Annotated in this window: 18 protein-coding genes; 17 read left to right on the forward strand and 1 reads right to left on the reverse strand. The window is 73.8% G+C overall.

Annotation, left to right across the window (positions count from 1 at the left end):
• Positions 1-78: 78 nt before the first annotated feature.
• The 8 genes from AB0Q90_RS36055 to AB0Q90_RS36090 all read left to right on the forward strand — a co-directional run bounded on the left by AB0Q90_RS36055 (position 79) and on the right by AB0Q90_RS36090 (position 12,911).
• On the forward strand, positions 79-1,227 hold the full coding sequence (locus AB0Q90_RS36055; RefSeq protein WP_363158457.1) for an ROK family glucokinase: 1,149 nt from the start codon (positions 79-81) through the stop codon (positions 1,225-1,227).
• Positions 1,224-1,817 (forward strand): sugar kinase, encoded by a 594-nt coding sequence (locus AB0Q90_RS36060; protein ID WP_363158455.1) that lies wholly within the window; start codon positions 1,224-1,226, stop codon positions 1,815-1,817. Before AB0Q90_RS36055 ends, AB0Q90_RS36060 begins: the two co-directional genes overlap by 4 nt.
• Positions 1,818-1,924: 107 nt before the next feature.
• A complete protein-coding gene (locus AB0Q90_RS36065) occupies positions 1,925-4,747 on the forward strand; it encodes a DEAD/DEAH box helicase (RefSeq protein ID WP_363158454.1) in 2,823 nt (940 codons plus the stop codon).
• Positions 4,748-5,718: 971 nt separating this feature from the next.
• Positions 5,719-7,485: an SWIM zinc finger family protein gene (locus AB0Q90_RS36070; RefSeq protein ID WP_363158453.1), complete on the forward strand. Its 1,767-nt coding sequence runs from the start codon at positions 5,719-5,721 to the stop codon at positions 7,483-7,485.
• Between the two features lie 218 nt (positions 7,486-7,703).
• Positions 7,704-10,376: a LuxR C-terminal-related transcriptional regulator gene (locus tag AB0Q90_RS36075; RefSeq protein WP_363158452.1), complete on the forward strand. Its 2,673-nt coding sequence runs from the start codon at positions 7,704-7,706 to the stop codon at positions 10,374-10,376.
• A gap of 78 nt (positions 10,377-10,454) precedes the next feature.
• On the forward strand, positions 10,455-12,071 hold the full coding sequence (locus AB0Q90_RS36080; protein ID WP_363158693.1) for an MFS transporter: 1,617 nt from the start codon (positions 10,455-10,457) through the stop codon (positions 12,069-12,071).
• A gap of 15 nt (positions 12,072-12,086) precedes the next feature.
• Positions 12,087-12,605, forward strand: a complete 519-nt coding sequence (locus AB0Q90_RS36085; RefSeq protein WP_363158451.1) for a hypothetical protein — start codon at positions 12,087-12,089, stop codon at positions 12,603-12,605.
• A gap of 108 nt (positions 12,606-12,713) precedes the next feature.
• Positions 12,714-12,911 carry a hypothetical protein gene (locus AB0Q90_RS36090; protein WP_363158450.1) on the forward strand — a complete coding sequence of 66 codons (198 nt, stop codon included), beginning with the start codon at positions 12,714-12,716 and terminating at the stop codon, positions 12,909-12,911.
• 18 nt (positions 12,912-12,929) lie between these two features.
• Here the strand turns inward: AB0Q90_RS36090 and AB0Q90_RS36095 are convergent, their stop codons facing one another.
• Positions 12,930-14,339, reverse strand: a complete 1,410-nt coding sequence (locus tag AB0Q90_RS36095; RefSeq protein WP_363158449.1) for a DUF2252 domain-containing protein — start codon at positions 14,337-14,339, stop codon at positions 12,930-12,932.
• Between the two features lie 321 nt (positions 14,340-14,660).
• On the opposite strand from AB0Q90_RS36095, the gene AB0Q90_RS36100 reads away from it, so the two are divergent.
• From AB0Q90_RS36100 to AB0Q90_RS36140, 9 genes are all read left to right on the forward strand, one after another.
• Positions 14,661-15,314, forward strand: a complete 654-nt coding sequence (locus AB0Q90_RS36100) for a DUF308 domain-containing protein (RefSeq protein ID WP_363158448.1) — start codon at positions 14,661-14,663, stop codon at positions 15,312-15,314.
• Positions 15,302-15,724, forward strand: a complete 423-nt coding sequence (locus AB0Q90_RS36105) for a hypothetical protein (protein ID WP_363158447.1) — start codon at positions 15,302-15,304, stop codon at positions 15,722-15,724. The genes AB0Q90_RS36100 and AB0Q90_RS36105 overlap by 13 nt, the downstream gene beginning before the upstream one ends.
• A 3-nt stretch (positions 15,725-15,727) precedes the next feature.
• On the forward strand, positions 15,728-16,663 hold the full coding sequence (locus AB0Q90_RS36110) for a ribonuclease BN (RefSeq protein WP_363158446.1): 936 nt from the start codon (positions 15,728-15,730) through the stop codon (positions 16,661-16,663).
• Positions 16,660-17,121, forward strand: coding sequence for an SHOCT domain-containing protein (locus tag AB0Q90_RS36115; RefSeq protein ID WP_363158445.1), 462 nt, complete (start codon positions 16,660-16,662; stop codon positions 17,119-17,121). Before AB0Q90_RS36110 ends, AB0Q90_RS36115 begins: the two co-directional genes overlap by 4 nt.
• Positions 17,122-17,148: 27 nt before the next feature.
• Positions 17,149-17,601 carry a hypothetical protein gene (locus AB0Q90_RS36120; protein ID WP_363158444.1) on the forward strand — a complete coding sequence of 151 codons (453 nt, stop codon included), beginning with the start codon at positions 17,149-17,151 and terminating at the stop codon, positions 17,599-17,601.
• A gap of 45 nt (positions 17,602-17,646) precedes the next feature.
• A complete protein-coding gene (locus AB0Q90_RS36125; RefSeq protein WP_363158443.1) occupies positions 17,647-18,990 on the forward strand; it encodes a diacylglycerol kinase family protein in 1,344 nt (447 codons plus the stop codon).
• 113 nt (positions 18,991-19,103) lie between these two features.
• On the forward strand, positions 19,104-20,414 hold the full coding sequence (gene pcaC / locus AB0Q90_RS36130) for a 4-carboxymuconolactone decarboxylase (RefSeq protein WP_363158442.1): 1,311 nt from the start codon (positions 19,104-19,106) through the stop codon (positions 20,412-20,414).
• Between the two features lie 33 nt (positions 20,415-20,447).
• The gene (locus AB0Q90_RS36135) at positions 20,448-21,083 is read left to right on the forward strand and encodes an MBL fold metallo-hydrolase (protein WP_363158441.1); all 636 of its coding nucleotides are present in this window, start codon (positions 20,448-20,450) and stop codon (positions 21,081-21,083) included.
• Between the two features lie 30 nt (positions 21,084-21,113).
• Complete coding sequence (locus AB0Q90_RS36140) at positions 21,114-21,893, forward strand: exodeoxyribonuclease III (protein WP_363158440.1); 780 nt, start codon at positions 21,114-21,116, stop codon at positions 21,891-21,893.

Here is a 21,893-nt window from a genome sequence, read left to right on the forward strand (position 1 = left end):
TAGACGGCGTACGTCATGAACCACCCCATTGTTTCCCTGTACGGCACCCAGCCCTACGGTGAGGCAGAATCGGGCTTGATGAGCACCTACGGCACCTTCAACGCCCCCATCGGCTCCCGCCGCGCGCCGGCGCTCCGCACCGTCGGCACAAGGGAGCGCCGGTCACACCTGACCGCGCCCCGCGTGCCGACCGTGGGGATCGACATCGGCGGCACCAAAGTCATGGCGGGCGTCGTCGACGCCGACGGCAACATCCTGGAGAAGGTCCGCACGGAGACCCCGGACAAGTCCAAGAGCCCCAAGGTCGTCGAGGACACCATCGTCGAGCTGGTGCTGGACCTGTCCGACCGGCACGACGTGCACGCGGTCGGCATCGGCGCGGCCGGCTGGGTCGACGCCGACCGCAACCGCGTCCTGTTCGCCCCCCACCTGTCCTGGCGCAACGAGCCGCTGCGCGACCGCATCGCCGGGCGCCTCGCGGTCCCCGTGCTCGTCGACAACGACGCCAACACCGCCGCCTGGGCGGAGTGGCGCTTCGGTGCCGGACGCGGCGAGGACCACCTCGTCATGATCACGCTGGGCACCGGCATCGGCGGCGCGATCCTGGAGGACGGCCAGGTCAAGCGCGGCAAGTTCGGGGTCGCCGGCGAGTTCGGGCACATGCAGGTCGTCCCCGGCGGCCACCGCTGCCCCTGCGGCAACCGCGGCTGCTGGGAGCAGTACAGCTCCGGCAACGCGCTCGTGCGCGAGGCGCGCGAACTGGCGGCGGCCGACTCCCCGGTGGCGTACGGGATCATCGAGCACGTCAAGGGCAACATCTCCGACATCACCGGCCCGATGATCACCGAGCTGGCCCGCGAGGGCGACGCCATGTGCATCGAGCTGCTCCAGGACATCGGCCAGTGGCTGGGCGTCGGCATCGCCAACCTGGCGGCCGCCCTCGACCCCTCCTGCTTCGTCATCGGCGGCGGCGTCTCGGCCGCCGACGACCTGCTGATCGGCCCCGCGCGGGACGCCTTCAAGCGCCACCTGACCGGCCGCGGCTACCGCCCCGAGGCCCGCATCGCGCGCGCCCAGCTCGGCCCCGAGGCCGGCATGGTCGGCGCCGCCGACCTCGCCCGCCTGGTCGCCCGCCGCTTCCGGCGCGCCAACCGGCGCCGCGTGGAGCGCTACGAACGCTACGAGCGGTACGCGCAGGCCCGCCGCGCGTCCCAGGGGTCCGCGTGACCCCTGATCTGCCCCGCCAGGCCGAACCGGCGGACGAACGATCCCGGCGCATCGAGGACCGGCGTCACATGATCCGCCGCAGGACGCTCACCCTGCTCATCATCGGTCTGCTCATCGGCGTCCCGGCCGGCTATCTGGTGATCTCCGCCAACCAGAGCCGCGACAGCGGCAAGGCCAAGGAGGCCAAGTACTCGGCCACCGGCCTCACCGAGGGCTGGCCGTCGAAGGTGCAGCGCCGCCTCTACCAGGTGCCGATCCCGCACCCGGCGAACCAGGTCGCGCACTACGAGACGAACAACTGGCGGACCAGCCGTCTCTACGTCCAGTTCCAGACCACGCACGCCGGCCTGGACGCCTTCCTGGCCGGCATCGGGATGAGCCGGGACGACCTGAAGGAGGGCGACATCACCATCGGCGCCCGCGACCGGTCGATCACCGGCTGGACCTTCTCGGGCGAGGGCGCCCGGCCGGGCAAGTACTACGGCCTGGTGCACCAGCAGAAGAACCCGGCGCCGACGCTGGACGTGGTCGTGAACACGGGCAACCCGACTTATCCGATGGTGTACGTCGTCTCGCGCACGGTTCCTTGATCGGTCGGTCGTCTCGTGGGGATCGGCCTGCCGCGGCCGATTGTCAGACCCCGCCCGTAGAGTCGAAGACGTCTGATCCGACTCACGGCCGGGAGGTGACAGGGCGTATGAGCGACACGGCCACGGTGGCCGGGGCGACGGCGGAGGCCGTCTCCGTGCGGCTCGCCGCCGTCTTCCTGCCCGCGCCCCTGCCGCGCGAGGGCCGGATCGCCTTCTGGGACCCCGAGGACGGCCCGCTGCCCGCCGAGCACACCGACCTCACCCTCGTACGACGGCACGGCTCCGGAGTGCGCCGCCGGACCACCCCCGCCGTGACGCTCCCGCTGGGCGAGGCGCTGCCGTTGCTCGTGCGCGCCCGGCGCGACCCGGCCGCCCATCCCGCCACCGCGTGCTGGGGCGCCGCCGCCCTGCACGCCCTGCGGCTGGTCGCGCGCGGCCGGCTGCTGCCCGGACTGACCCCCACCGGCCACGACGCCTGGCGGGCCGGGCCCCTGGACCCGGACGACATCGCCCACCTACGGGCGATCGCCGCCGCCCTGCCGCACGAGGGCCATGCGGTCCCGCTCCCGGGTACCGGCCCCCTCCGGCTGCCCGAACCGGAAGCGCTGATGCGCTGCTTCCTCGACGCGGTCGCGGACACCCTGCCCCGCACCCCGGCCGCGCCGTACGCCTCGGGAAAGCCCTTCGCGGACCGGCGGCCGCAGCGACTGCCCGGCGCCCACGACTGGGCGGCCGAGGTCGCCGCCGGGATGGACGCCGGGGTAAGGATCTCGCTGCGCCTGGATCTGTCGGCGTACGAACTCTTCGACGGCGAGGGGGGTGTCCGCTCGGCGGGTGCCGCCATCGTGCAGGTGCACAGCCTCGCCGATCCCACCCTCGTGATCGACGCGGCGGCGCTGTGGGCGGGCGAGGCGGACTCGGCCTTCGGCCCCCGCGCGCGCGTGGACGCCGCCCTCGCGGTGCGGCGCGCGGCCCGCGTGTGGCCGCCGCTGGACCGGCTCGCCGAGCAGGACGTCCCCGACGTACTGGCCCTGTCCGACGAGGAGTTGGGCGACCTCCTCGGAGTGGCGGCGTCCCGGCTCGCGGCGGCGGGAGTCGGCGTGCACTGGCCCCGGGACCTGGCCCAGGACCTCACCGCGGCCGCGGTGGTACGACCGGCGCCGGGCTCGGCGACCGACGGAACCGGGTTCTTCGAGAGCGAGGAACTGCTCCAGTTCCGCTGGCAGTTGGCGCTCGGCGGGGAGCCGCTCAGCGAGGCCGAGATGGACGCCCTCGCCGAGGCGCACCGCCCGGTCGTCCGGCTGCGCGACCACTGGGTGCTGGTCGACCCGGCCCTGGTCCGCAAGGCCCGCAAGCGCGAACTGGGCCTGCTCGACCCGGTCGACGCACTGTCGGTCGCCCTCACCGGCACCGCCGACGTCGACGGCGAGACCGTCGAGGCCGTTCCCGTCGGCGCCCTCGCCGCCCTGCGCGACCGGCTGACGGCGGGCATCCGCCCCGCCGAACCGCCGCCCGGCCTGGACGCCACCCTGCGCGACTACCAACTGCGGGGCCTGGCCTGGCTGGACCTGATGACCTCCCTCGGCCTCGGCGGCTGCCTCGCCGACGACATGGGCCTCGGCAAGACGATCACGGTCATCGCCCTGCACCTCAAGCGGGCCCGCAGCGAGCCGACCCTGGTGGTCTGCCCCGCCTCGCTGCTGGGCAACTGGCAGCGCGAGATCACCCGCTTCGCCCCCGGCATCCCCGTCCGCCGCTTCCACGGCCCCGACCGCACCCTGGACGACCTGGCCGGCGGCTTCGTCCTGACCACCTACGGCACCATGCGCTCGGCGGCACCGACGCTGGGCCGGCAGAGCTGGGGCATGGTCGTCGCCGACGAGGCACAGCACGTCAAGAACCCCTACTCGGCCACGGCGAAGGCACTGCGCACCATCCCGACGCCCGCGCGCGTGGCCCTGACCGGCACCCCCGTGGAGAACAACCTCTCCGAACTGTGGGCACTGCTGGACTGGACGACACCCGGGCTGCTCGGACCCCTGAAGTCCTTCCGCGCCCGGCACGCGCGCGCGGTGGAGAACGGCGAGGACGAGGAGGCGGTGGAGCGGCTGGCCCGTCTGGTGCGCCCCTTCCTCCTGCGCCGCAAGAAGTCCGACCCCGGCATCGTGCCGGAACTGCCGCCCAAGACGGAGACGGACCACCCGGTGCCGCTCACCCGCGAACAGGCCGCGCTGTACGAGGCGGTGGTGCGCGAGTCGATGCTGGCCATCGAGACGGCGGAGGGCATCGCGCGCCGTGGCCTGGTACTGAAGCTGCTGGGCGCGCTGAAGCAGATCTGCGACCACCCCGCGCTGTATCTGAAGGAGGAGGTCCCGCCGACGGCCGCCGACCGCCTGATGGCCCGCTCCGGCAAACTGGCCCTGCTGGACGAGCTGTTGGACACCTTGCTGGCCGAGGACGGCTCCGCCCTCGTCTTCACGCAGTACGTCGGGATGGCCCGCCTGATCACCTCCCACCTCGCCGCCCGCGCGGTCCCGGTGGACCTCCTGCACGGCGGCACACCGGTACCCGAGCGTGAGCGCATGGTGGACCGCTTCCAGAGCGGTGCGACGCCGGTGCTGGTGCTGTCCCTGAAAGCGGCGGGCACCGGACTGAACCTCACCCGCGCGGGTCACGTCGTGCACTTCGACCGCTGGTGGAACCCGGCCGTGGAGGAACAGGCCACCGACCGCGCCTACCGCATCGGCCAGACCCAGCCCGTCCAGGTCCACCGTCTGATCACGGAGGGCACCGTCGAGGACCGCATCGCCGAGATGCTGGAGGCCAAGCGCGCCCTGGCCGACGCGATCCTCGGCTCCGGCGAGTCCGCCCTCACGGAACTGACCGACCGCGAACTGACCGACCTGGTCCGCCTCCGGAGGACGACATGACCCCCCGCCCGTCGGAGGAGGCCCGCCGCGCCCTGCGGGCCGCACGGGAACGTGACCGACAGGGGGAGCGGGCCGACGGGAACTCCCCGACGGGAGCCCCCGCGGAGACCCCGGCCCAGGACCAGACCGTCACGACTGAGCCGACAGCACCCGAGTCCGTCCCCCGCCCGGCAGACGCGGCACGCGCGGCACTCCGCCGAGCGACTTCCGCCGCTCGCGAGACGACGAGGGACGCCGACGCCGACGCCGAGACCGGGGAGGACGGGTCTGCCTGGAGCGGTGTTGTCGGGGCGGGTGGGGCCACTGCGGGTGGGGCCGTCGGGGCGGAAGGGTCCGCTGTGGGGGGTGCCGTCGGGGCGGGCCGGTCCGCTGTGGGTGGGGCCACTCCGGGTGGTGCCGCTGGATTGGGCGGGTCTGCTGCGGGTGGGTCCGCTGGGGTGGAGGGGTCCAGTGAGGGTGGGGCGGCCAAGGCGGGCGGGTCTGCCCCGGGTGGTGCCGCTGGATTGGGCGGGTCTGCTGCGGGTGGGTCCGCTGAGGTGGAGGGGTCCAGTGAGGGGGGCGCGGCCAAGGCGGGCGGGTCTGCCCCGGGTGGTGCCGCTGGATTGGGCGGGTCTGCTGCGGGTGGGTCCGCCGGGGTGGAGGGGTCCACTGAGGGTGGCGCGGCCAAGGCAGGCGGGTCCACCGCGAGCGGTGCCGCGAAGGGAGGCGGGTCCACCCCGGGTGGTGCCGCCGGAGCAACCACGCCCACCCGGAGCAGCGCCGCCGGAGCAACCACGCCCACCCGGAGCAGCGCCGCCGGAGCAACCACGCCCACCCGGAGCAGCGCCGCCGGAGCAACCACGCCCACCCCGAGCAGCGCCGCCGGAGCAACCACGCCCACCCCGAGCAGCCCTGCCGCGCCAGGCGCGTCCACCCCGAACCCCGTAGCCGCGGAGCGCAGCGCCCGCCCCGCGGATGTCGCGCGCGAGGCGTTGCGTGCCGCTCGTCGGGACCGGCGCCTGGCCGAGCAGACCACGCAGACCACGCGGGCCACGAGCACCTCAGGCACCGCGGGCGCCGTGCCCTCCCGCACCCCCCGCCGCCCCGCGCGCCCGGCGCCCCCGGCCCGGAGCGAGGCGTCCGTCGTCCGGGCCCGGGAGCTGCGGGAGCTGCTGGCAGGGGCGTTCCGGATGCCCGCCGGGACGGATGAGCCGGAGGGGGAGCCCTCGCCGAGCCCACGGTCTGCGACCCGACCCCCGGCCCCGTCGGAGGCTGCACGCGCCGACGCCGCCTGGGACACCGGCTCGATGGCGGACACGGAGGCCGAGCGTGCAGTCCCGCGGGCTGGCACACCCGCCGGCACTCCGGCAACCCCCGAGCGTGCAGTCCCGCTGGCCGGCACACCTGTCGGCGCCCCGGCGTCCCCCGAGCGTGCCGTCTCGACGGCAGGCACGCCCGCCGGCACCCCGGCAGCAGCCCCGCACGTCCCCCGCTCCATGGCCGCCCCCGCCCGCGACGGCGACCTGCGGCGTACCTTCCCGGCCTTTCCCGCCCGGAGCACCGGAGGTGTCGGCTTCGCGGAGACCTGGTGGGGCAATGCGTGGGTGTCGGCTCTGGAGGAAGGGGCGCTCGACGCCAAGCGGCTGGTGCGTGGGCGGGCGTATGCGGAGCAGGGGCATGTGGACGCGATCACCGTGACGCCGGGGCTCGTCCTCGCGTACGTACAGGGCAGCCGCCCCCGGCCGTACCGCGTCCAGGTCCGGCTGCGCACGCTGGACGACGCCGACTGGGAGCGGTTCCTGGACGCCGCCGCCGAACGGCCCGGTCACATCGCGGCCCTGCTGGACAAGGAGATGCCGCAGTCCCTCGCCGCGTGCGGGGTGCCGCTGCTGCCCGGCCCGCGTGATCTGGACCCCCGGTGCAGCTGCCCCGACTCCGGCCATCCCTGCAAGCACGCGGCCGCCCTCTGCTACCAGACGGCACGCCTGCTCGACGAGGACCCCTTCGTCCTGCTCCTGCTGCGCGGGCGGGGCGAACGCGAACTTCTCGACGCCCTGTCCCGCCTGAGCGCGGCCCGCGCGGCTCGTGCCGCCCAGGAGCGGGAGCCGGCACCGCTGCCGGGCGTACGGGCGAGCGACGCCCTCGCATCCCGCGAACTCCCGCCCCTGCCCATGCCGTTGCCTGTGCCTCCGCATCCCGAGCAGCCCCCGGTCTACCCGGCGGCACCGGGCGGCCCCGACCCCTTCGCGCTGGACCAGCTGGCGACCGACGCCGCCGCCCGGGCCCACGCGCTGCTCGCCACCGGCCGCGACCCGGTCGGAGAGCTGACCCTGTGGCAGGACGCCGTACGGCTCGCCGCGGCCCGCCCCGGTTCCGGACTCACCGCCGGCACCCGCGCCCTGTACTCCTCGCTCGCCGGCGCCGCCGACCGCACCCCGGCCGAGCTGGCCCGCGCGGTCGCCGCCTGGCGTCAGGGCGGCCCGGAGGGTCTCGCCGTACTGGAAGAGCCGTGGGACCCCCCGGCCGGCCGCTTCGACCGCGCCCGCCCGCTCCTCCTGGCCGCCGACCTGCCCGCCTTCCGCCCCTGGCGCAACCACCTCACCCACCCCCGCGGCCATGTCCAGCTCCGCCTCGGCTGCGACGGCCTCTGGTACGCCTACGAGTCGGAGCCGGGCCACGACGACTGGTGGCCCCGAGGCACCCCGGACCTGGACCCGGTCGGCGCCCTGACCGGCCTGGGCGGCCCTGTCGAACCCTGACAGAAGCGCCCGGCGCGCTGCTGCCCCGGGGTCCGGACGTCGCTCGAAGTCCCCGTGAGGTCCCTCAAGGTTCCGCCGAGGTCCCGCAAGGTCCTTTCAGGTCCCTTGCCAGGGCTTGCGGCCCCCGGGCGGGGGCCCTTGGGCCCTGTACCGCGAGCAAATGCGGACAGATGCTGAGATTCTGGACATGCGGTACTCGGGACCTTGCACACAGGGCGGTGAGCGTCGTGGCAGCGAGCGACGAAACCCCGCACGAACCTGCCGTCCCGTCCCTCGACCCGCTCGGGGACCCGTTTCTGCGGACCCGCTTCGCCGTGCCGAGCAGACCCGGCACCTTCCTGCGGCGCGAACGGCTGGTGAAACACCTCGACCAGGGACTGTCGACACCGTTGATCATGGTCGACGGGGCCGCCGGCGCGGGCAAGACCCTGCTGGTCGCCGACTGGGTCACGGGTCTCGCGGAGCCCGTCGCCTGGCTCAGCCTCGACTCGGCGGTCCAGGGCCCGGCGATGTTCTGGGCCCATCTGCTCCAGTCCCTGCGCACCAGCGGCGTGTCGGTGCCCCGCGAGATCGGCTTCCCCAGCGGGCCGGGCGCGGTGAGCCACACGCTGCTGGCCCGGCTCGCCGCGGCGCTCAGCAGCCGCGACCGGACCGTGACGGTGGTGCTCGACGAGTACGACCGGATCACCGCCCCGGACATCTCGGAGCAGCTGGAGTTCGTCCTGCACCACGCCGGACCCGGACTGCGCCTGGTCCTCGTCACCCGCACCGAGCCGCTGATGCCGTTGCACCGGTACCGGGCGGCCGGTGAGATCACCGAGATCAGGGACGCCGAGCTGGCCTTCACGCCCGAGGAGACGGTCGCCCTGCTGGAGCGGCACGGGCTGCGTCTGTCCGTCGAGGCGGCGGGCGCCCTGGTGGACCGTACGCAGGGCTGGGCGGCCGGCCTGCGGCTGTGCGCCCTGGCCGCGCAGCAGAGCCCGGACCCGGAGGTGTATCTGAAGGAGTTCGAGGCGGGCCACAGCGCCGTCGCCGACTTCCTGCTGGCCGAGGTGCTCAAACGGCAGCCGCCCCGGACCCAGGACCTGCTGCTGCGGGTCAGCGTGCTGGAGCGCTTCTGCGCCGACCTGGCGGACGCCCTGACCGGGCGGACCGGCGCCGAGCCCGTGCTCGCCGGTCTGCACCGCGAGAACGCCTTCGTCGAGGACCTCGGGCACAGCTGGTACCGCCTCCATCCGCTGTTCCGGGAGATACTCCGGGCGCATCTGCGGGAGCGTTCGCCCGGACTGGAGCCGGAACTGCACCGGCGGGCGGCGCACTGGCTGCGCCGGTCGGGATCGCTGTCGGAGATGGTCGCCCACGGCGCCGCCGCCGAGGACTGGGAGTTCACCGCGGGCGCCCTGGTGGACGACCTGGCGATCGGACAGCTGTTCACCGGCCTGTGCTCCGACGAGCTGGTCGGCCTGTTCGCCGGCATGGGACCCGAGACGTCGAGCCCCGCCACCCACCTGGTCCGCGCGGCCAGCGACCTGTCCCGGCAGGACCTCGACAGCGGTCTCGCCCACCTGGAGCACGCCGAGGAGCAGCTGACCGCCGACGACTCCGGCCCGCCCGCGGCCCAGCTGAGCTGCGCCCTGTTGCAGGCCGTGGCCGCCCGGCTGTCCGGATCGCCGGGCCGGGCGGAGCGGGCCGCTCAGGCGGCCCGGGAACTGCAGCGGGAGGTGCCCGCCCAGCTGCTGGACCAGCACCCGGAGCTGCCCGCGCTCCTGCTGACCCATGTGGGCTCGGCACGGCTGTGGGCCGGCCGTTTCGACGAGGCGCGCGAGGCACTGACCGCGGTCGCCGAGAGCGGTGGCGGTGCCTCCACGGCAGTCCCCCGGGAGCAGTCCCTGGGCCACCTGGCGCTGATCGACTACCTCGACGGGTGGCCGAGCCGGGCGGAGCGCAGCGCGTTCTCGGCGATGACCGAGTCCGAGCAGTTCGGTCTGCCCCGGCGGTGCGGCTCCGGACTGGAGCGGGTGGTCCTGGCAGCGGTGGCCATCGACCGCAACGAGCTGAGCCGGGCCCAGACCCTCCTGGACGAGACGCCCGACTCGGCGGCCCGGGACCCGGTGACGGCCGCGGGCCGGTCCCTTGCGACGGCCCGTCTGCTGCTGGCCCGCGGCAAGGCGCGCGACGCGCTGGCCGCCGTCGAACCGGCGGTGGAGGCGGACGTGGCCTCGCCCTGGGCACAGACGCAGGCCGTCCTGGTCGCCTCCGCCGCCCACCTGGCCGAAGGCCGCCCGGAGGAGGCCGCCGAGGTGCTGCGGCAGGCAGCCGCCGAGCAGCCGGAGTGCGCCGTGGGCGCGGCCCGGGCCCACCTCGCGGCAGGCCACCGGCTGGCGGCCATCGAGGTGCTCGACGCCATCGCCGACGAGGGGCGCGCGGGCCCGGCGGTGCACGTCCGCGCCACGCTGGTGCGGGCGCAGGCCGCGCACACCGCGGGCGATGTCTCCTCCGCCCGCCGGCTGCTCGCGGAGGCACTCCTGGAAGCCCGGCGCGAACGCCTGCGCCGCCCCTTCCTCGAAGCCGGCCCGTGGCTGCGGCCCTACCTCGCCTCGCCGCCCCTGCGCCACCTGGCCGCCGGCTGGCTCATACCGGGCCGCGCGGCACACAGCGAGCTCCCGCCGTCTGCCGCCGGGGCCGCCCCGGTGCTGGTGGAGCCGCTGAGCGGACGTGAGCGCGAGGTGCTCCAACGGCTCGCCGAGATGATGTCGACCGAGGACATCGCCGTAGATCTGTTCGTGTCGGTGAACACGGTGAAGACCCACCTCAAGAGCGTCTACCGGAAGCTGGCGGTGAACCGGCGCAACGACGCGGTGCGGCGGGCCCGTGAGCTGCGGCTGCTGTGACCGGGTGCCGCCGGTGCTTCCCCCGCGGCGGGTGAGGCGGTCGGCCGGTGTTTCGGCTGCGATGGTCGGGTGAACGCCATGAAGCGCTGGCGGGCGTTGATTGTTCTCGGGACGGCCCAGTTCCTGATGGTCCTGGACACCTCCGTCATGAACGTCTCGATCAGCCAGCTGGTCGAGGACTTCGACACCGAGGTCACCGCCATCCAGGCGGTCATCACCCTGTACGCGCTTGTCATGGCCGCCTTCATGGTCACCGGCGGCCGGATCGGCGACATGCTGGGCCGGCGACGCCTGTTCCTGCTGGGCATGGGCGTCTACGGCGTCGGCTCGGCCCTGACCGCGGTGGCTCCGACCCTGTGGGTGCTGGCCCTGGGCTGGTCGGTCATCGAGGGGCTCGGCGCCGCCATGGTGCTGCCGGCCATGGCGGCCCTCGTCGCGGAGTCCTACCGCGGCCGGGACCGCGCCCTCGCCTACGGCGTCATCGGCGGTCTCGCGGGCGCGGGGATCGCGGTCGGCCCGCTGCTCGGCGGCTGGATGACGACGTACCTGACCTGGCGCCTGGTCTTCGCCGGCGAGGTCCTCGTGGTCCTTGCCGTTCTGCTGGCGCGCCGGGCGGTCCCGGACATCGCCCGCCAGGGTCCGCGCCCGCGGCTGGACGCATTCGGTGCCGCGCTCTCGGCGGCCGGGCTCGGCCTCGGCGTGCTCGGCGTCCTGCAGAGCAGCTCCTGGGGCTGGGTGAAGCCCCGCAACGCCCCCTTCACCGTCCTGGGCTTCGCACCGACGCTGTTCGTCATCGGCGCCGGAGTGGCGGTCCTGGCCGTCTTCGTGCGCCGGCAGCGCAGGCTGGAGTCCACCGGCGGCGAACCACTGGTGCACCTGTCCCTGCTGAACAGGCCCGCGCTCAGGTCCGGCCTGATGACGCTGGTGAGCCAGAACCTCATCCTGCTGGGGCTGTTCTTCACCATCCCCCTGTATCTGCAGGTGGTGCAGGGCTTCAACGCCTTCGAGACCGGGCTGCGCCTGCTCCCCGTCTCCGTGACCATGCTCCTGGCCTCGATGGGCGGCTCCCGGCTGGGGCGGGTGGCGGGACCGCGCGCAGTGGTCCGGTTCGCCCTGCTGACGCTGACAGCGGCCGTCGTATGGCTGCTGGCCACCATCGACCCGGTCATCGACGACGCCCAGTTCGCCGGGGCCATGGCCGTGCTGGGCCTGGGCATGGGGCTGCTCGCCTCCCAGCTCGGCAACGTCGTCCAGTCCAGCGTCGGCGAGGAGGAGCGCAGCGAGGTCGGAGGACTTCAGTTCACGGCGCAGAACCTGGGATCGGCGCTGGGGACCGCGCTCATCGGCTCCCTGCTCATCGGCGCCCTGGCCCATGCCTTCACCACGCAGGTGGAGGACGACCCGCGGCTGTCGGAGGAAACCCGCACGCAGACCGGTGTGGCGCTCGAAGCGGGCATCGCCTTCGTGCCCACCGACCAGGTCCGCACGGCGGCCGAGCGCGCCGGACTGCCGCCCGCCGAGGTCGACGCCGTCACGGAGTCCTACGCCTCGGCCCAGCTCGACGGCCTGAAGGCGGCGATCCTGGCCGCCGGCGGCATCACCCTCGCCAGCTTCCTGGTGACCCCTCACCTGCCGACGGACCGCACGCGACCTTCCGGGCAACCGCAGACCGACGCCCCCGGTGCCGTGCGCTGACTCCCGGAGGGCCCCATGCCGAGCACCGACCTCGCCGCCGCCCGGCAGCGCAGGGCAGAGCGCCGCGCCCACGCCGACTACACCGGAGGCGTCTACGGCTCCATGCTCGCCGCCACCGTGGTGATCGGCGCCGGCTCACTGGGCCACTTCCCCCGCCTGGAACTGGTCCTCCTGCTGCTGCTGACCGGCGGCGTCTTCTGGGTGGCGCATGTGCACGCCCAGCTGTTCGGCGCCCGTATGGCGCAGCACGCCCTCGACCGCCGTACCGTCCTGCACGCGTGCCGGGACGAATGGCCGATCGTCAAGGCGGCCGTGCCGCCGGCCGTTGCCGTGGCCGTCAGCCCGCTGCTGGGCCTGGACGTACGGGGCGCCCTGTGGCTGGCGCTCGCCGTGGCGGTGGCCGGACAGGTGGGCTGGTCGGTGGCCGCGGCGCGACGGTTCGGTGCCTCCCGGCGCCAGATGGCCCTCACGGCCTCGGTCAACCTGTTCCTCGGCCTGCTGATCATCCTGTTCAAGCTCACCCTGACGCACTGACCTCCCAGGTCACCTGCGCCGGGTGAGGCAGGGCGGCACCCCGAGCCGGGACGATGAGGAAACAGAGCGCAGCAGGTCTGCCATCGGCTGTCGGCGGGAGAGCGGCTCATGCGCTACGAGATCCGCATCGAGGGACACGTGTCGGAGACGCTGGCCAAGGCGTTCCCGGAGCTGAACCACGTGGTGATGGCCGGGCAGACGGTGCTGTACGGGCCCGTCGTCGACGAGGCCCACCTCTACGGGCTGCTCGCCCGGTTCCGGTCGGTGGGCCTGCGAGTGGTGGAGATGCGACAGCTGCCCGAATGACCTCGCCCCGGCCGCCCGTCACAGTTCGGCCGTGCGGATCCTCCCCGAGCGGGCGGCCACGCCCAGCGCCTGGAAGTCCCGCTCGTTCCGGTCGGCGTACGCCTGCGCGAAGTCGGCCAGCGCCCGGTCGAAGCGGTCGCTGCCGCCCAGGTAGGCCGCGATGGCGACGGGGTCGCCGGAGCGGGCGTGGGCCCTTGCCAGACTGGCCCCGCACAGCTGCCCGAACAGGCGCAGCAGACCCGGGCCCATGGTGTCCGGCAGCGCGATGCCCTTCCAGTCCCGCAACTGCCGTACGTAGAAGTCCCGGCCGCGTCCGTCCAGGCCCACGACATGGGTCCAGCCGAGGAAGATGTCGCTGGTCGTCTGGATCAGCCGCTGTCCGGCCACGACACGGCGGCCCTGGTTGTCGTAGCGCTCGCCGTCGGTGTGCGCGGCCAGCACCGACTCCTGTGCCTCCTTGGCCTGGAGCAGCAGGGGATCGTCGTCGTCCCTGCCGAGCAGCAGCAGGATCCAGCAGCGCGTGCCGACGCTGCCGACGCCCACCACCTTGCGGGCCATGTCCACCAGGCGGTAGTGGCGCAGCAGGTGCCGGCGCTCGGACGACAGGGTGCTCGCATACCGCTCGACGACCATGCGCAGCTCCTTCTCCTGCGCGTCCCCGGACCGGTCGGTCAGCAGGTCGCGCAGGGGAGTGACGAGCGGGGGGTCCGGCGCGAACCGGCGTCCCTCGGCCGTCATCCGGGTGAGTTTGGCGAAGGCCTGGACGTTGGTGCGGGTCCGGGCCTTGGCCGTCGCCTCGGCGGTCCGGCGCCGGGCCTCCTTGCTCATCGAGGAGGCCAGCAGCTCCCGCATCCGGTCGGCGTCGTCCTGGGCGTACCAGACGTCGAGTGTGCGCATGCCGGCGAACTCCCGCATCCGGGTCCGGTACGCCCGTACGCACTCCTGTACCGCGGCGCTCTGTTCCGCGACGGAGAAGCCGTTGTTCCGGCCGGCGATCGCGAAGCTGGCCGCCAGCCGCTTGACGTCCCATTCGAAGGGACCGGCCAGGGTCTCGTCGAAGTCGTTGAGGTCGAAGACCAGATGGCGCTCCGGGGAGGCCAGCAGGCGGAAGTTCAGCAGGTGGGCGTCGCCGCAGAGCTGCACCGTCAGCCCGGTGTCGGGCAGTTGCCCGAGGTCCGCGGCCATGATCGCCGCGGCGCCCCGGTAGAAGCGGAACGGGGACTCCAGCATGCGGCCGTAGCGGATCGGGACCAACTCCGGTACGCGGGTGGCCGACTGACGCTCGATCACCTCGATCGGGTCGGGCCGGTCCGGCCCCGGCTCGAACCGGCCGTGGCCGGAGCGTGCGGCGCGCTTGCGGGCGTTCCTGCCGTGGGCCACCCGCTCGGCGGGTGACAGTGAGGCGGTGAAGGCACTCGGGGCCGTCATGACTCACCCTCCACTTCTCTCTCGGGCGAGGAGGAGGGCCACGGCGAACGGGCCGTACGCCCGCGGGGTCGGCCCCGCGGGCGTACGGCCCGACCTGGTGCCCTCCCTGCGGGCGGGGACCGGCTCGCTCATGCCGTGACCGTCCTTCCCGCAACCGCTGGACCTGCCAAGCCCAGCCCACCGCCACGGCGGCGTCCGCGGATCACCCGCCATGGGTGACCCGGCCCGCGGCGGCACGCGCGACGCTGTGGCCGTGCGGGCGCCGCACACCGTCCCGTCGGTGGCCCGGCGCGGGCCGGCCGACTCACGCGAGGAGGAGCCATGACCGTGTCGCGTGGACAGGCGCCGCCCTCCGGGCCCGAATCGCTGACCGACGGGACGGCAACCGCCCCGGAGACCGACTCCGCCCGGCTGGCGGCGGAGCTCGGCGGTTCCTGGACCTGGCTGCTGGGATCGGCGGTGGGCACGCTCGTGCCGGGCATCCTGGCCCTGGTGTGGCCGGACGTGACCCTGCATGTGCTGGCGGTGCTCATGGGCCTGTACCTGCTGGTGACGGGCGCGTTCCGGTTCGTCGCCGCCTTTGCCCGGGAGCACGGCGAACGGCACACGGGGCTGCTGATCGCGGTGGTCTACGTGCTGGCCGGCGTGCTGTGCCTGAGGAACCCCCTCCAGACGATCGCCGCGCTGTCGCTGATCGTCGGGGCCGTCTGGCTCGTGACCGGCCTGCTGACCGCCGGCGCGGCCCTCGCCGCCAAGGACCTGCCGCACCGCGGTGCCGTCCTCGCCGCCGGGGCCCTCGGCACCGTCGCGGGCATCGTCGTGCTGGCCCTGCCCAGCGAGTCGGCGACCGCCCTGACCCGGCTGCTCGGCCTGTGGCTGGTGCTCCTCGGGCTCGTCGAACTGGGCCTCGCCTTCGCCCTGCGGTCCGCACTCCGCAAGGCGGCCGCGGCCCAGGAGCCCTCGTGGCCCTCATGACGCTCCCCGCGCCCGCCGGGTCCGGCGTTCCCACGGACCCGCCGGCACTGCGTCCCGACGCCGCCGCGACCGCATGTCTGTACGGCCCGCGGGGCGCGCCCCGAGGCACCGCCGCTGCGCGCCGCGCGCCGCGGGACGCGGGCGTCAGCAGCGGCGTGACCGGACGCCGACCGGCCACCCACCCGTCGTGGACCACCGGCGTCGCCATCGGCGCCGGGGCCCTCGTCCTGGTGCTCCGGAACCGTCCCGGGGTCGAGGGCGCGACCCTGGTCGTCGCGCTCCGGAGCCGTCCCAAGGGCAGGGCCGCGGCCCTGTTCGTCGTGCTCCCTCCCGCCCTCGCCGTGCCGGCGGCCGTAGCGGAACGCTCCCCGGCCGCGACGCCGGGCGAACCGGGCCGGGCAGGCCCCTGAGCCATGGCGGGGAAGGCCGAGGCGACGGCGTCGCACCGGAGACGAGCGGTCGAGCGGGTCACGACAGGCCTGCGGACCTCGGCGGCGGCCCGGCTGCTGCCCAGACTGTCGGCCCTCAACCTCGTGGAGGGCGCGGTCCGGCTGGCCGCCCAGGCCTTCCTCGCCGCGCTGCCCCTGCTGATGACGGTGGCGGCCTTCGCCCCGCACGGCGTGCAGGAACTGCTCGCCGACTCCCTCTCCGCCGTCCTCGGGGCGCGCGGGGACACGCTCGAAGAGATACGCGAGAGCTTCCAGTCCACCGGCACCACGCGGGACACCGTGGGCGCCCTGGGCGTCGTACTCACCCTCGTCTCCGCCACCGCCTTCAGCCGCGCGCTCCAGGCGGTGTGCGAACGCTGCTGGTCCCTGCCCCGGGCTTCGCTGCGTGCCGTGGCCTGGCGCTGGCTGCTCTGGCTCGTGGTCTGGCTGGGCGTCCTCCTCGTCCAGGCGCCGCTGCGGGACGGGTTCGGCACCGGAGCGGTGACCGGGACGGTGCTCGCCCTGCTGTCCGCCATGCTCCTGTGGTGGTGGACCCAGCATCTGCTGCTCGGCGGCCGGATCGGCTGGCGCGACCTGCTGCCGGGCGCGGTACTGGCCGGCATGGGCGGCGTGGCGCTGAGCCGGGTGGCCGAGCTGGTCATGCCCACGGCCATGGAGCGCAGCCTCGACGAGTTCGGCCCCCTGGGGCCGGTCTTCACCTTCCTGTCCTGGCTGATCGCCGTCTTCCTGGTCGCCGTGGCCGGCCTGGCGCTGGGCCAGTGGATCGCGACGTCCACCTGGTACCGGAGACTTCACCCGCCCTGGGTGAGGCCGTCGCGCCCGGGCGTCCGCACGCTGGGGACAGCCGGGAACGGCGGTCGGGCGGTCGCCCGCTCCAAAGGAGACGGAGGACGGACATGAGTACCCAGATGTACCTCGCCTACGACTATCCGCTGCTGAGCATGTTCTGGACCATGCTGTGGTTCTTCCTGTGGATCATGTGGTTCATCCTGCTCTTCCGGATCATCGGCGACATCTTCCGCGACGACGACCTCACCGGCTGGGGCAAGACCGGCTGGCTGGTCTTCGTCATCCTGCTGCCCTTCCTCGGCGTCTTCGTCTACGTCATCGCCCGGGGCAAGAACATGGGCCGCAGGGAATTCGCCCAGGCTCGCGCACAGCAGAAGGCGTTCGACGAGTACATCCGCGAGACGGCCGGCGACGGCAGCCGCACCTCCAGCGTCGACGAGCTCGCCAAGCTGTCCGAGATCCGCGCGCGCGGAGACATCACCGACGAGGAGTTCCGCCGCGCCAAGGAGCTCATCCTGAGCGGCGCAGGCCCGTCGGCCCGTTCCGCCGACGCCGCCGCGCACCACTGAGCACCGACAGGGAAACGAGGCACAGAGATGACCGCGACACACGCGCCGCGTCCGCACACGTCGGCAAAGTACGAGTGGGCGGCGGGCCTGACGGTCTTCGCCGCCGTCATGCTCACGCTCGTGGGGATCCTCGACATCATGCGCGGCATCATGGCGATCGCCGAGGACGACGTCTTCCTCACCACGCGCAACTACGTCTTCGAGTTCGACCTCACCGGCTGGGGCTGGATCCATCTCGCCCTGGGCGCGGTCGCCGTGCTCGTCAGCATCGGGCTGTTCCAGACGGCGACCTGGGCGCGGGTCCTCGGTGTGGCCATCGCCGGGCTGGTCATCATCGCCAACTTCCTCTCGCTGCCGTACTACCCGGTGTGGTCGGTCATCATGATCGCGCTCTCGGCGTTCATCATCTGGGCGCTGTGCGTGACCCGGAAGGACGACGTCGGCGACTCCTTCGACAGTCCGCCGCGCGGCGACCTGTGAGCCGCCCCGCCGGCCCACTCCCGCCACACAGAACAGGTCCGTCCCGTGCCCGCCGCCCACGCCACTCGCGCAAGGGTCCGGCGGGCACGCCTGGCGTTGCTCGTCCTGCTCGCCGGCGTGCTGGTCCCGCTCGCCTTCGCCGGGCTGCGCAGCGTGCTGTGGCTGCTGCTGGGCATCGCCGGGCTCGCGCTGGCCGCGGTCGGCGTGTGGTGGGCCGTGGCCCACACCGGCCTCGTACGTGTCTGCGGCGTCATCGTGTCGGTGGCCGCGCCGCTCACCGTCCTCGCCCTGTACGCCGTATACGGGATGCTCGGCCCGGCCCTGCTCTCCCTCGCCCTGTGCGCGCTGGCCGTCACCGTGGCGCGCACCGCGACGGCACCCGGCCGCGCCGCTGACGGGTCCGGTCCTTCGCCGGCAGCCGCCGAGACGCCCCACCGCCCCTGGATCCTCATGAACCCGCGCTCCGGCGGCGGCAAGGTGGACCGCTTCCACCTGGTCGACAAGGCCCTGGCGACGGGTGCCTGGGTGACCGTGCTCGACACCGGGCATCAGGACGTGGCCGAACTGGCCCGGCACGCCGTCGCCGAGGGGGCCGACCTGCTTGCGGTGGCCGGCGGGGACGGAACCCAGGCCCAGGTGGCCGAGGTGGCCCACGACCACGACCTCCCCTTCGTCGTGATCCCCGCGGGCACCCGCAACCACTTCGCCCGCGACCTCGGCCTCGACGGCGACGACCCGGCCGCCGCCCTGGACGCCGTCAGCGACGGCGTCGAACTGAGAGTCGATCTCGGCTTCGCCGCCGACCGGGTCTTCGTCAACACGGCGTCCTTCGGTACCTACGCCGCCGTGGTCGGCGACCCCGCCTACCGGCACGCCAAGGCGCGGACCATCCTCCAGGACCTGCCCGAACTGCTCACGGGCGACCAGCACCACCGGCTGCGGATACGGTCCGGCGCGCACCACGCCGACGGACTGCAGGCGGTGCTGGTCAGCAACAACCCCTACACGTCCGCCGTCGGACCGCGCCGCGGCCGCCGCGACCGCCTGGACTCGGGACTGCTCGGAGTGCTGTGCGTGCACGTCGACAACACGGCACAGGCCGCGGGCGCCGTCCGCGGTGCGCGTTCCACCGCCTTCACCCGGCTGACCGGCACCGAGGTGGTCGTCGACGCGGACGCCGAGGCCGTCCCCGTCGGCATCGACGGCGAACACGTCCTGCTGCCCGCTCCGGTGGTCTGCCGGATCGTTCCCGGAGCACTACGCGTGCGCGTACCCCGCCACCGCCCCGGAACCCCGCAGAGCCGACCCGCGATCGACTGGCGGGCCGTGGCACGCCTCGCACGCGGGCGGGCGCCGGGTGACGAGGGCCGGCCCGCTTCGTCGGGGTGACGGCTCACCCCGAACCGAGTCGCCCACGCAGACGGGGTCGTTCACCTGATCCCACCCACATCCTCACCACCCCCGGTATGGGGGCTGTTGTGAGATGTGGGAGCGTGAGCCGGGTGAGTGAGAGTATGACGAACACCCTTCAATACCGCTTTGACGGACCGGAAGACGCCCCCGTCCTGATCCTGGGTCCCTCACTGGGCACCACCTGGCACATGTGGGACCGTCAGGTCCCCGAACTGACGCAGCAGTGGCGTGTCTTCCGCTTCGACCTCCCCGGCCACGGCGGCGCCCCCGCCCACCCCGCGGGCTCGGTCGCCGACCTGGCCTCGCGGCTCCTGGTCACGCTGGACGCCCTCGGCGTGCAGCGCTTCGGCTACGCGGGCTGCGCGCTCGGCGGCGCGATCGGCGTCGAACTCGCCCTGCGCCACCCCGAACGGCTCGCCTCGCTCGCCCTGATCGCCGCCTCGCCCCGCTTCGGCACGGCCGACGAGTTCCGCCAACGGGGCGTGGTCGTACGGACGAACGGCCTCGACCCCATCGCCCGGACCTCGCCCGACCGCTGGTTCACCAGCGGCTTCGCCGCCGCCCAGCCCGCCATCACCGACTGGGCCGTGCAGATGGTCCGCACCACCGACCCCGGCTGCTACATCGCCTCCTGTGAGGCGCTGGCCTCCTTCGACGTACGGGCCGAGCTGGCCCACGTCGGCGTACCCACCCTCGTCCTGGTCGGCTCGGACGACCAGGTCACCGGCCCCGCCGAGGCCCGCACCCTGGTCGCCGGCATCCCCGACGCCCGCCTCGCCGTCGTACCCGGGGCCTCCCACCTGGTGCCGGTCGAGCAGCCCGCCGCCGTCACCGACCTGCTGGTCCGGCACTTCTCCACCGCCTGGCAGCCCGCCTACGACTCGACCACCGGCCAGGTCGCCATCCCCGCCACCCCCGTCACGCCGGTCCTCGCCGCGGCGACGTCCGTACCCGCGCAGCCGGTGCCCATCGCCGAGATCGCCCCGCCCGTCGCGCCGCCGGAGACGACGGGCGGCCGCCCCGACCCGTACGACGCCGGGATCAAGGTGCGCCGCGAGGTGCTGGGGGACGCGCACGTCGACCGGGCGCTGGCGCAGGCCGACGAGTTCTCGGGCGACTTCCAGGAGTTCGTCACCCGGTACGCATGGGGCGAGATCTGGGACCGGCCGGGCCTGGACCGGCGCACCCGCAGCTGTGTCACCCTCACCGCCCTGGTCGCCGGCGGCCATCTGGAGGAGCTCGCCTTCCACACCCGGGCCGCCCTGCGCAACGGCCTCACGCCCGCCGAGATCAAGGAGGTGCTGCTGCAGGCCGCCGTCTACTGCGGCGTACCGGCGGCGAACAGTGCGTTCAAGGTGGCGCAGCAGGTCGTGCAGGAGGAGACGACCCCGGCCGAGTGAGCCCCCGGGAAGGGCCGGGGGCAGGATGGTGCCATGAGGTTCACGAAGAAGTCGCATGCCTGCGTCCGCCTGGAGAAGGACGGACGCACGCTCGTCCTCGACCCCGGAGTCTTCAGCGAGGAGGACGCCGCCCTCGGCGCGGACGCGATCCTCGTCACGCACGAGCACCCGGACCACTTCAACGAACAGCGGCTGCGGTCGGCCATGGAGGCCAACCCGGCGGCCGAGATCTGGACCCTGAAGTCGGTCGCGGAGAAGATCTCGGCCGCCTTCCCGGGCCGCGTGCACACCGTCGGCCACGGCGACGCCTTCAACGCGGCCGGCTTCGACGTCCAGGTGCACGGCGAACTGCACGCGGTCATCCACCCGGACATCCCGCGCATCACCAACGTCGGCTACCTCCTCGACGGCGGCCGTGTCTTCCACCCCGGCGACGCCCTCACCGTCCCCGACCACCCCGTCGAGACGCTGATGCTCCCGGTCATGGCGCCCTGGAGCAAGATCTCCGAGGTCATCGACTACGTCCGCGAGGTCAAGCCGCAGCGCGCCTACGACATCCACGACGCCCTGCTCACCGACCTCGCCCGCCCCATCTACGACAACCAGATCGGCGCGCTCGGCGGCGCCGAGCACCTGCGGCTGGCGCCGGGGGAGAGCGCGTCGGTGTGAGTGTCAGTGGCGCCCGGTAGGTTGTGAAGCATGCGCATCGCGACCTGGAACGTGAACTCGATCACCGCCCGCCTGCCGAGGCTCCTGGCCTGGCTGGAGAGCAGCGGCACCGACGTGCTCTGCCTCCAGGAGGCCAAGGTCGCCGAGGCCGCCTTCCCCGTCGACCAGCTGCGCGAGCTGGGCTACGAGACGGCGGTCCACGCGACCGGCCGGTGGAACGGCGTGGCGGTGCTCTCCCGCGTCGGCATCGAGGACGTCGTCAAGGGCCTGCCCGGCGACCCCGGCTACGACGGCTCGGTCGAGCCGCGCGCCATCTCCGCGACCTGCGGCCCGGTCCGCGTCTGGTCGGTGTACGTGCCCAACGGCCGCGAGGTGGACCACCCGCACTACGCCTACAAGCTCCAGTGGTTCGAGGCCCTCAAGGCGGCCGTCGCGGGCGACGCCGGCGGCAGCCGCCCGTTCGCCGTGATGGGCGACTACAACGTCGCCCCGACGGACGACGACGTCTACGACACGGCCGCCTTCGAGGGCCTCACCCACGTCACCCCGGCCGAGCGCGCCGCCCTCGCCTCCCTGCGCGAGTCGGGCCTGTCCGACGTGGTGCCCCGCCCCCTGAAGTACGACCACCCCTTCACGTACTGGGACTACCGCCAGCTCTGCTTCCCCAAGAACCGCGGCATGCGCATCGACCTGGTCTACGGCAACGAGCCGTTCGCCAAGGCGGTCAAGGACGCCTACGTGGACCGCGAGGAGCGCAAGGGCAAGGGCGCGTCCGACCATGCGCCGGTGGTCGTGGACCTGGACGTGTAG

Source organism: Streptomyces sp. NPDC079141 (assembly GCF_040686775.1).
In the GTDB taxonomy this organism is placed as follows: Bacteria; Actinomycetota; Actinomycetes; order Streptomycetales; family Streptomycetaceae; genus Streptomyces.

Coding starts and splice junctions, on each gene's coding strand:
- AB0Q90_RS36055 (WP_363158457.1), top strand. CDS start 79: ATGAGCACCTACGGCACCTTCAACGCCCCCATCGGCTCCCGCCGCGCG.
- AB0Q90_RS36065 (WP_363158454.1), top strand. CDS start 1,925: ATGAGCGACACGGCCACGGTGGCCGGGGCGACGGCGGAGGCCGTCTCC.
- AB0Q90_RS36080 (WP_363158693.1), top strand. CDS start 10,455: ATGAAGCGCTGGCGGGCGTTGATTGTTCTCGGGACGGCCCAGTTCCTG.
- AB0Q90_RS36085 (WP_363158451.1), top strand. CDS start 12,087: ATGCCGAGCACCGACCTCGCCGCCGCCCGGCAGCGCAGGGCAGAGCGC.
- AB0Q90_RS36090 (WP_363158450.1), top strand. CDS start 12,714: ATGCGCTACGAGATCCGCATCGAGGGACACGTGTCGGAGACGCTGGCC.
- AB0Q90_RS36095 (WP_363158449.1), bottom strand. CDS start 14,339: ATGACGGCCCCGAGTGCCTTCACCGCCTCACTGTCACCCGCCGAGCGG.
- AB0Q90_RS36100 (WP_363158448.1), top strand. CDS start 14,661: ATGACCGTGTCGCGTGGACAGGCGCCGCCCTCCGGGCCCGAATCGCTG.
- AB0Q90_RS36110 (WP_363158446.1), top strand. CDS start 15,728: ATGGCGGGGAAGGCCGAGGCGACGGCGTCGCACCGGAGACGAGCGGTC.
- AB0Q90_RS36115 (WP_363158445.1), top strand. CDS start 16,660: ATGAGTACCCAGATGTACCTCGCCTACGACTATCCGCTGCTGAGCATG.
- AB0Q90_RS36120 (WP_363158444.1), top strand. CDS start 17,149: ATGACCGCGACACACGCGCCGCGTCCGCACACGTCGGCAAAGTACGAG.
- AB0Q90_RS36135 (WP_363158441.1), top strand. CDS start 20,448: ATGAGGTTCACGAAGAAGTCGCATGCCTGCGTCCGCCTGGAGAAGGAC.
- AB0Q90_RS36140 (WP_363158440.1), top strand. CDS start 21,114: ATGCGCATCGCGACCTGGAACGTGAACTCGATCACCGCCCGCCTGCCG.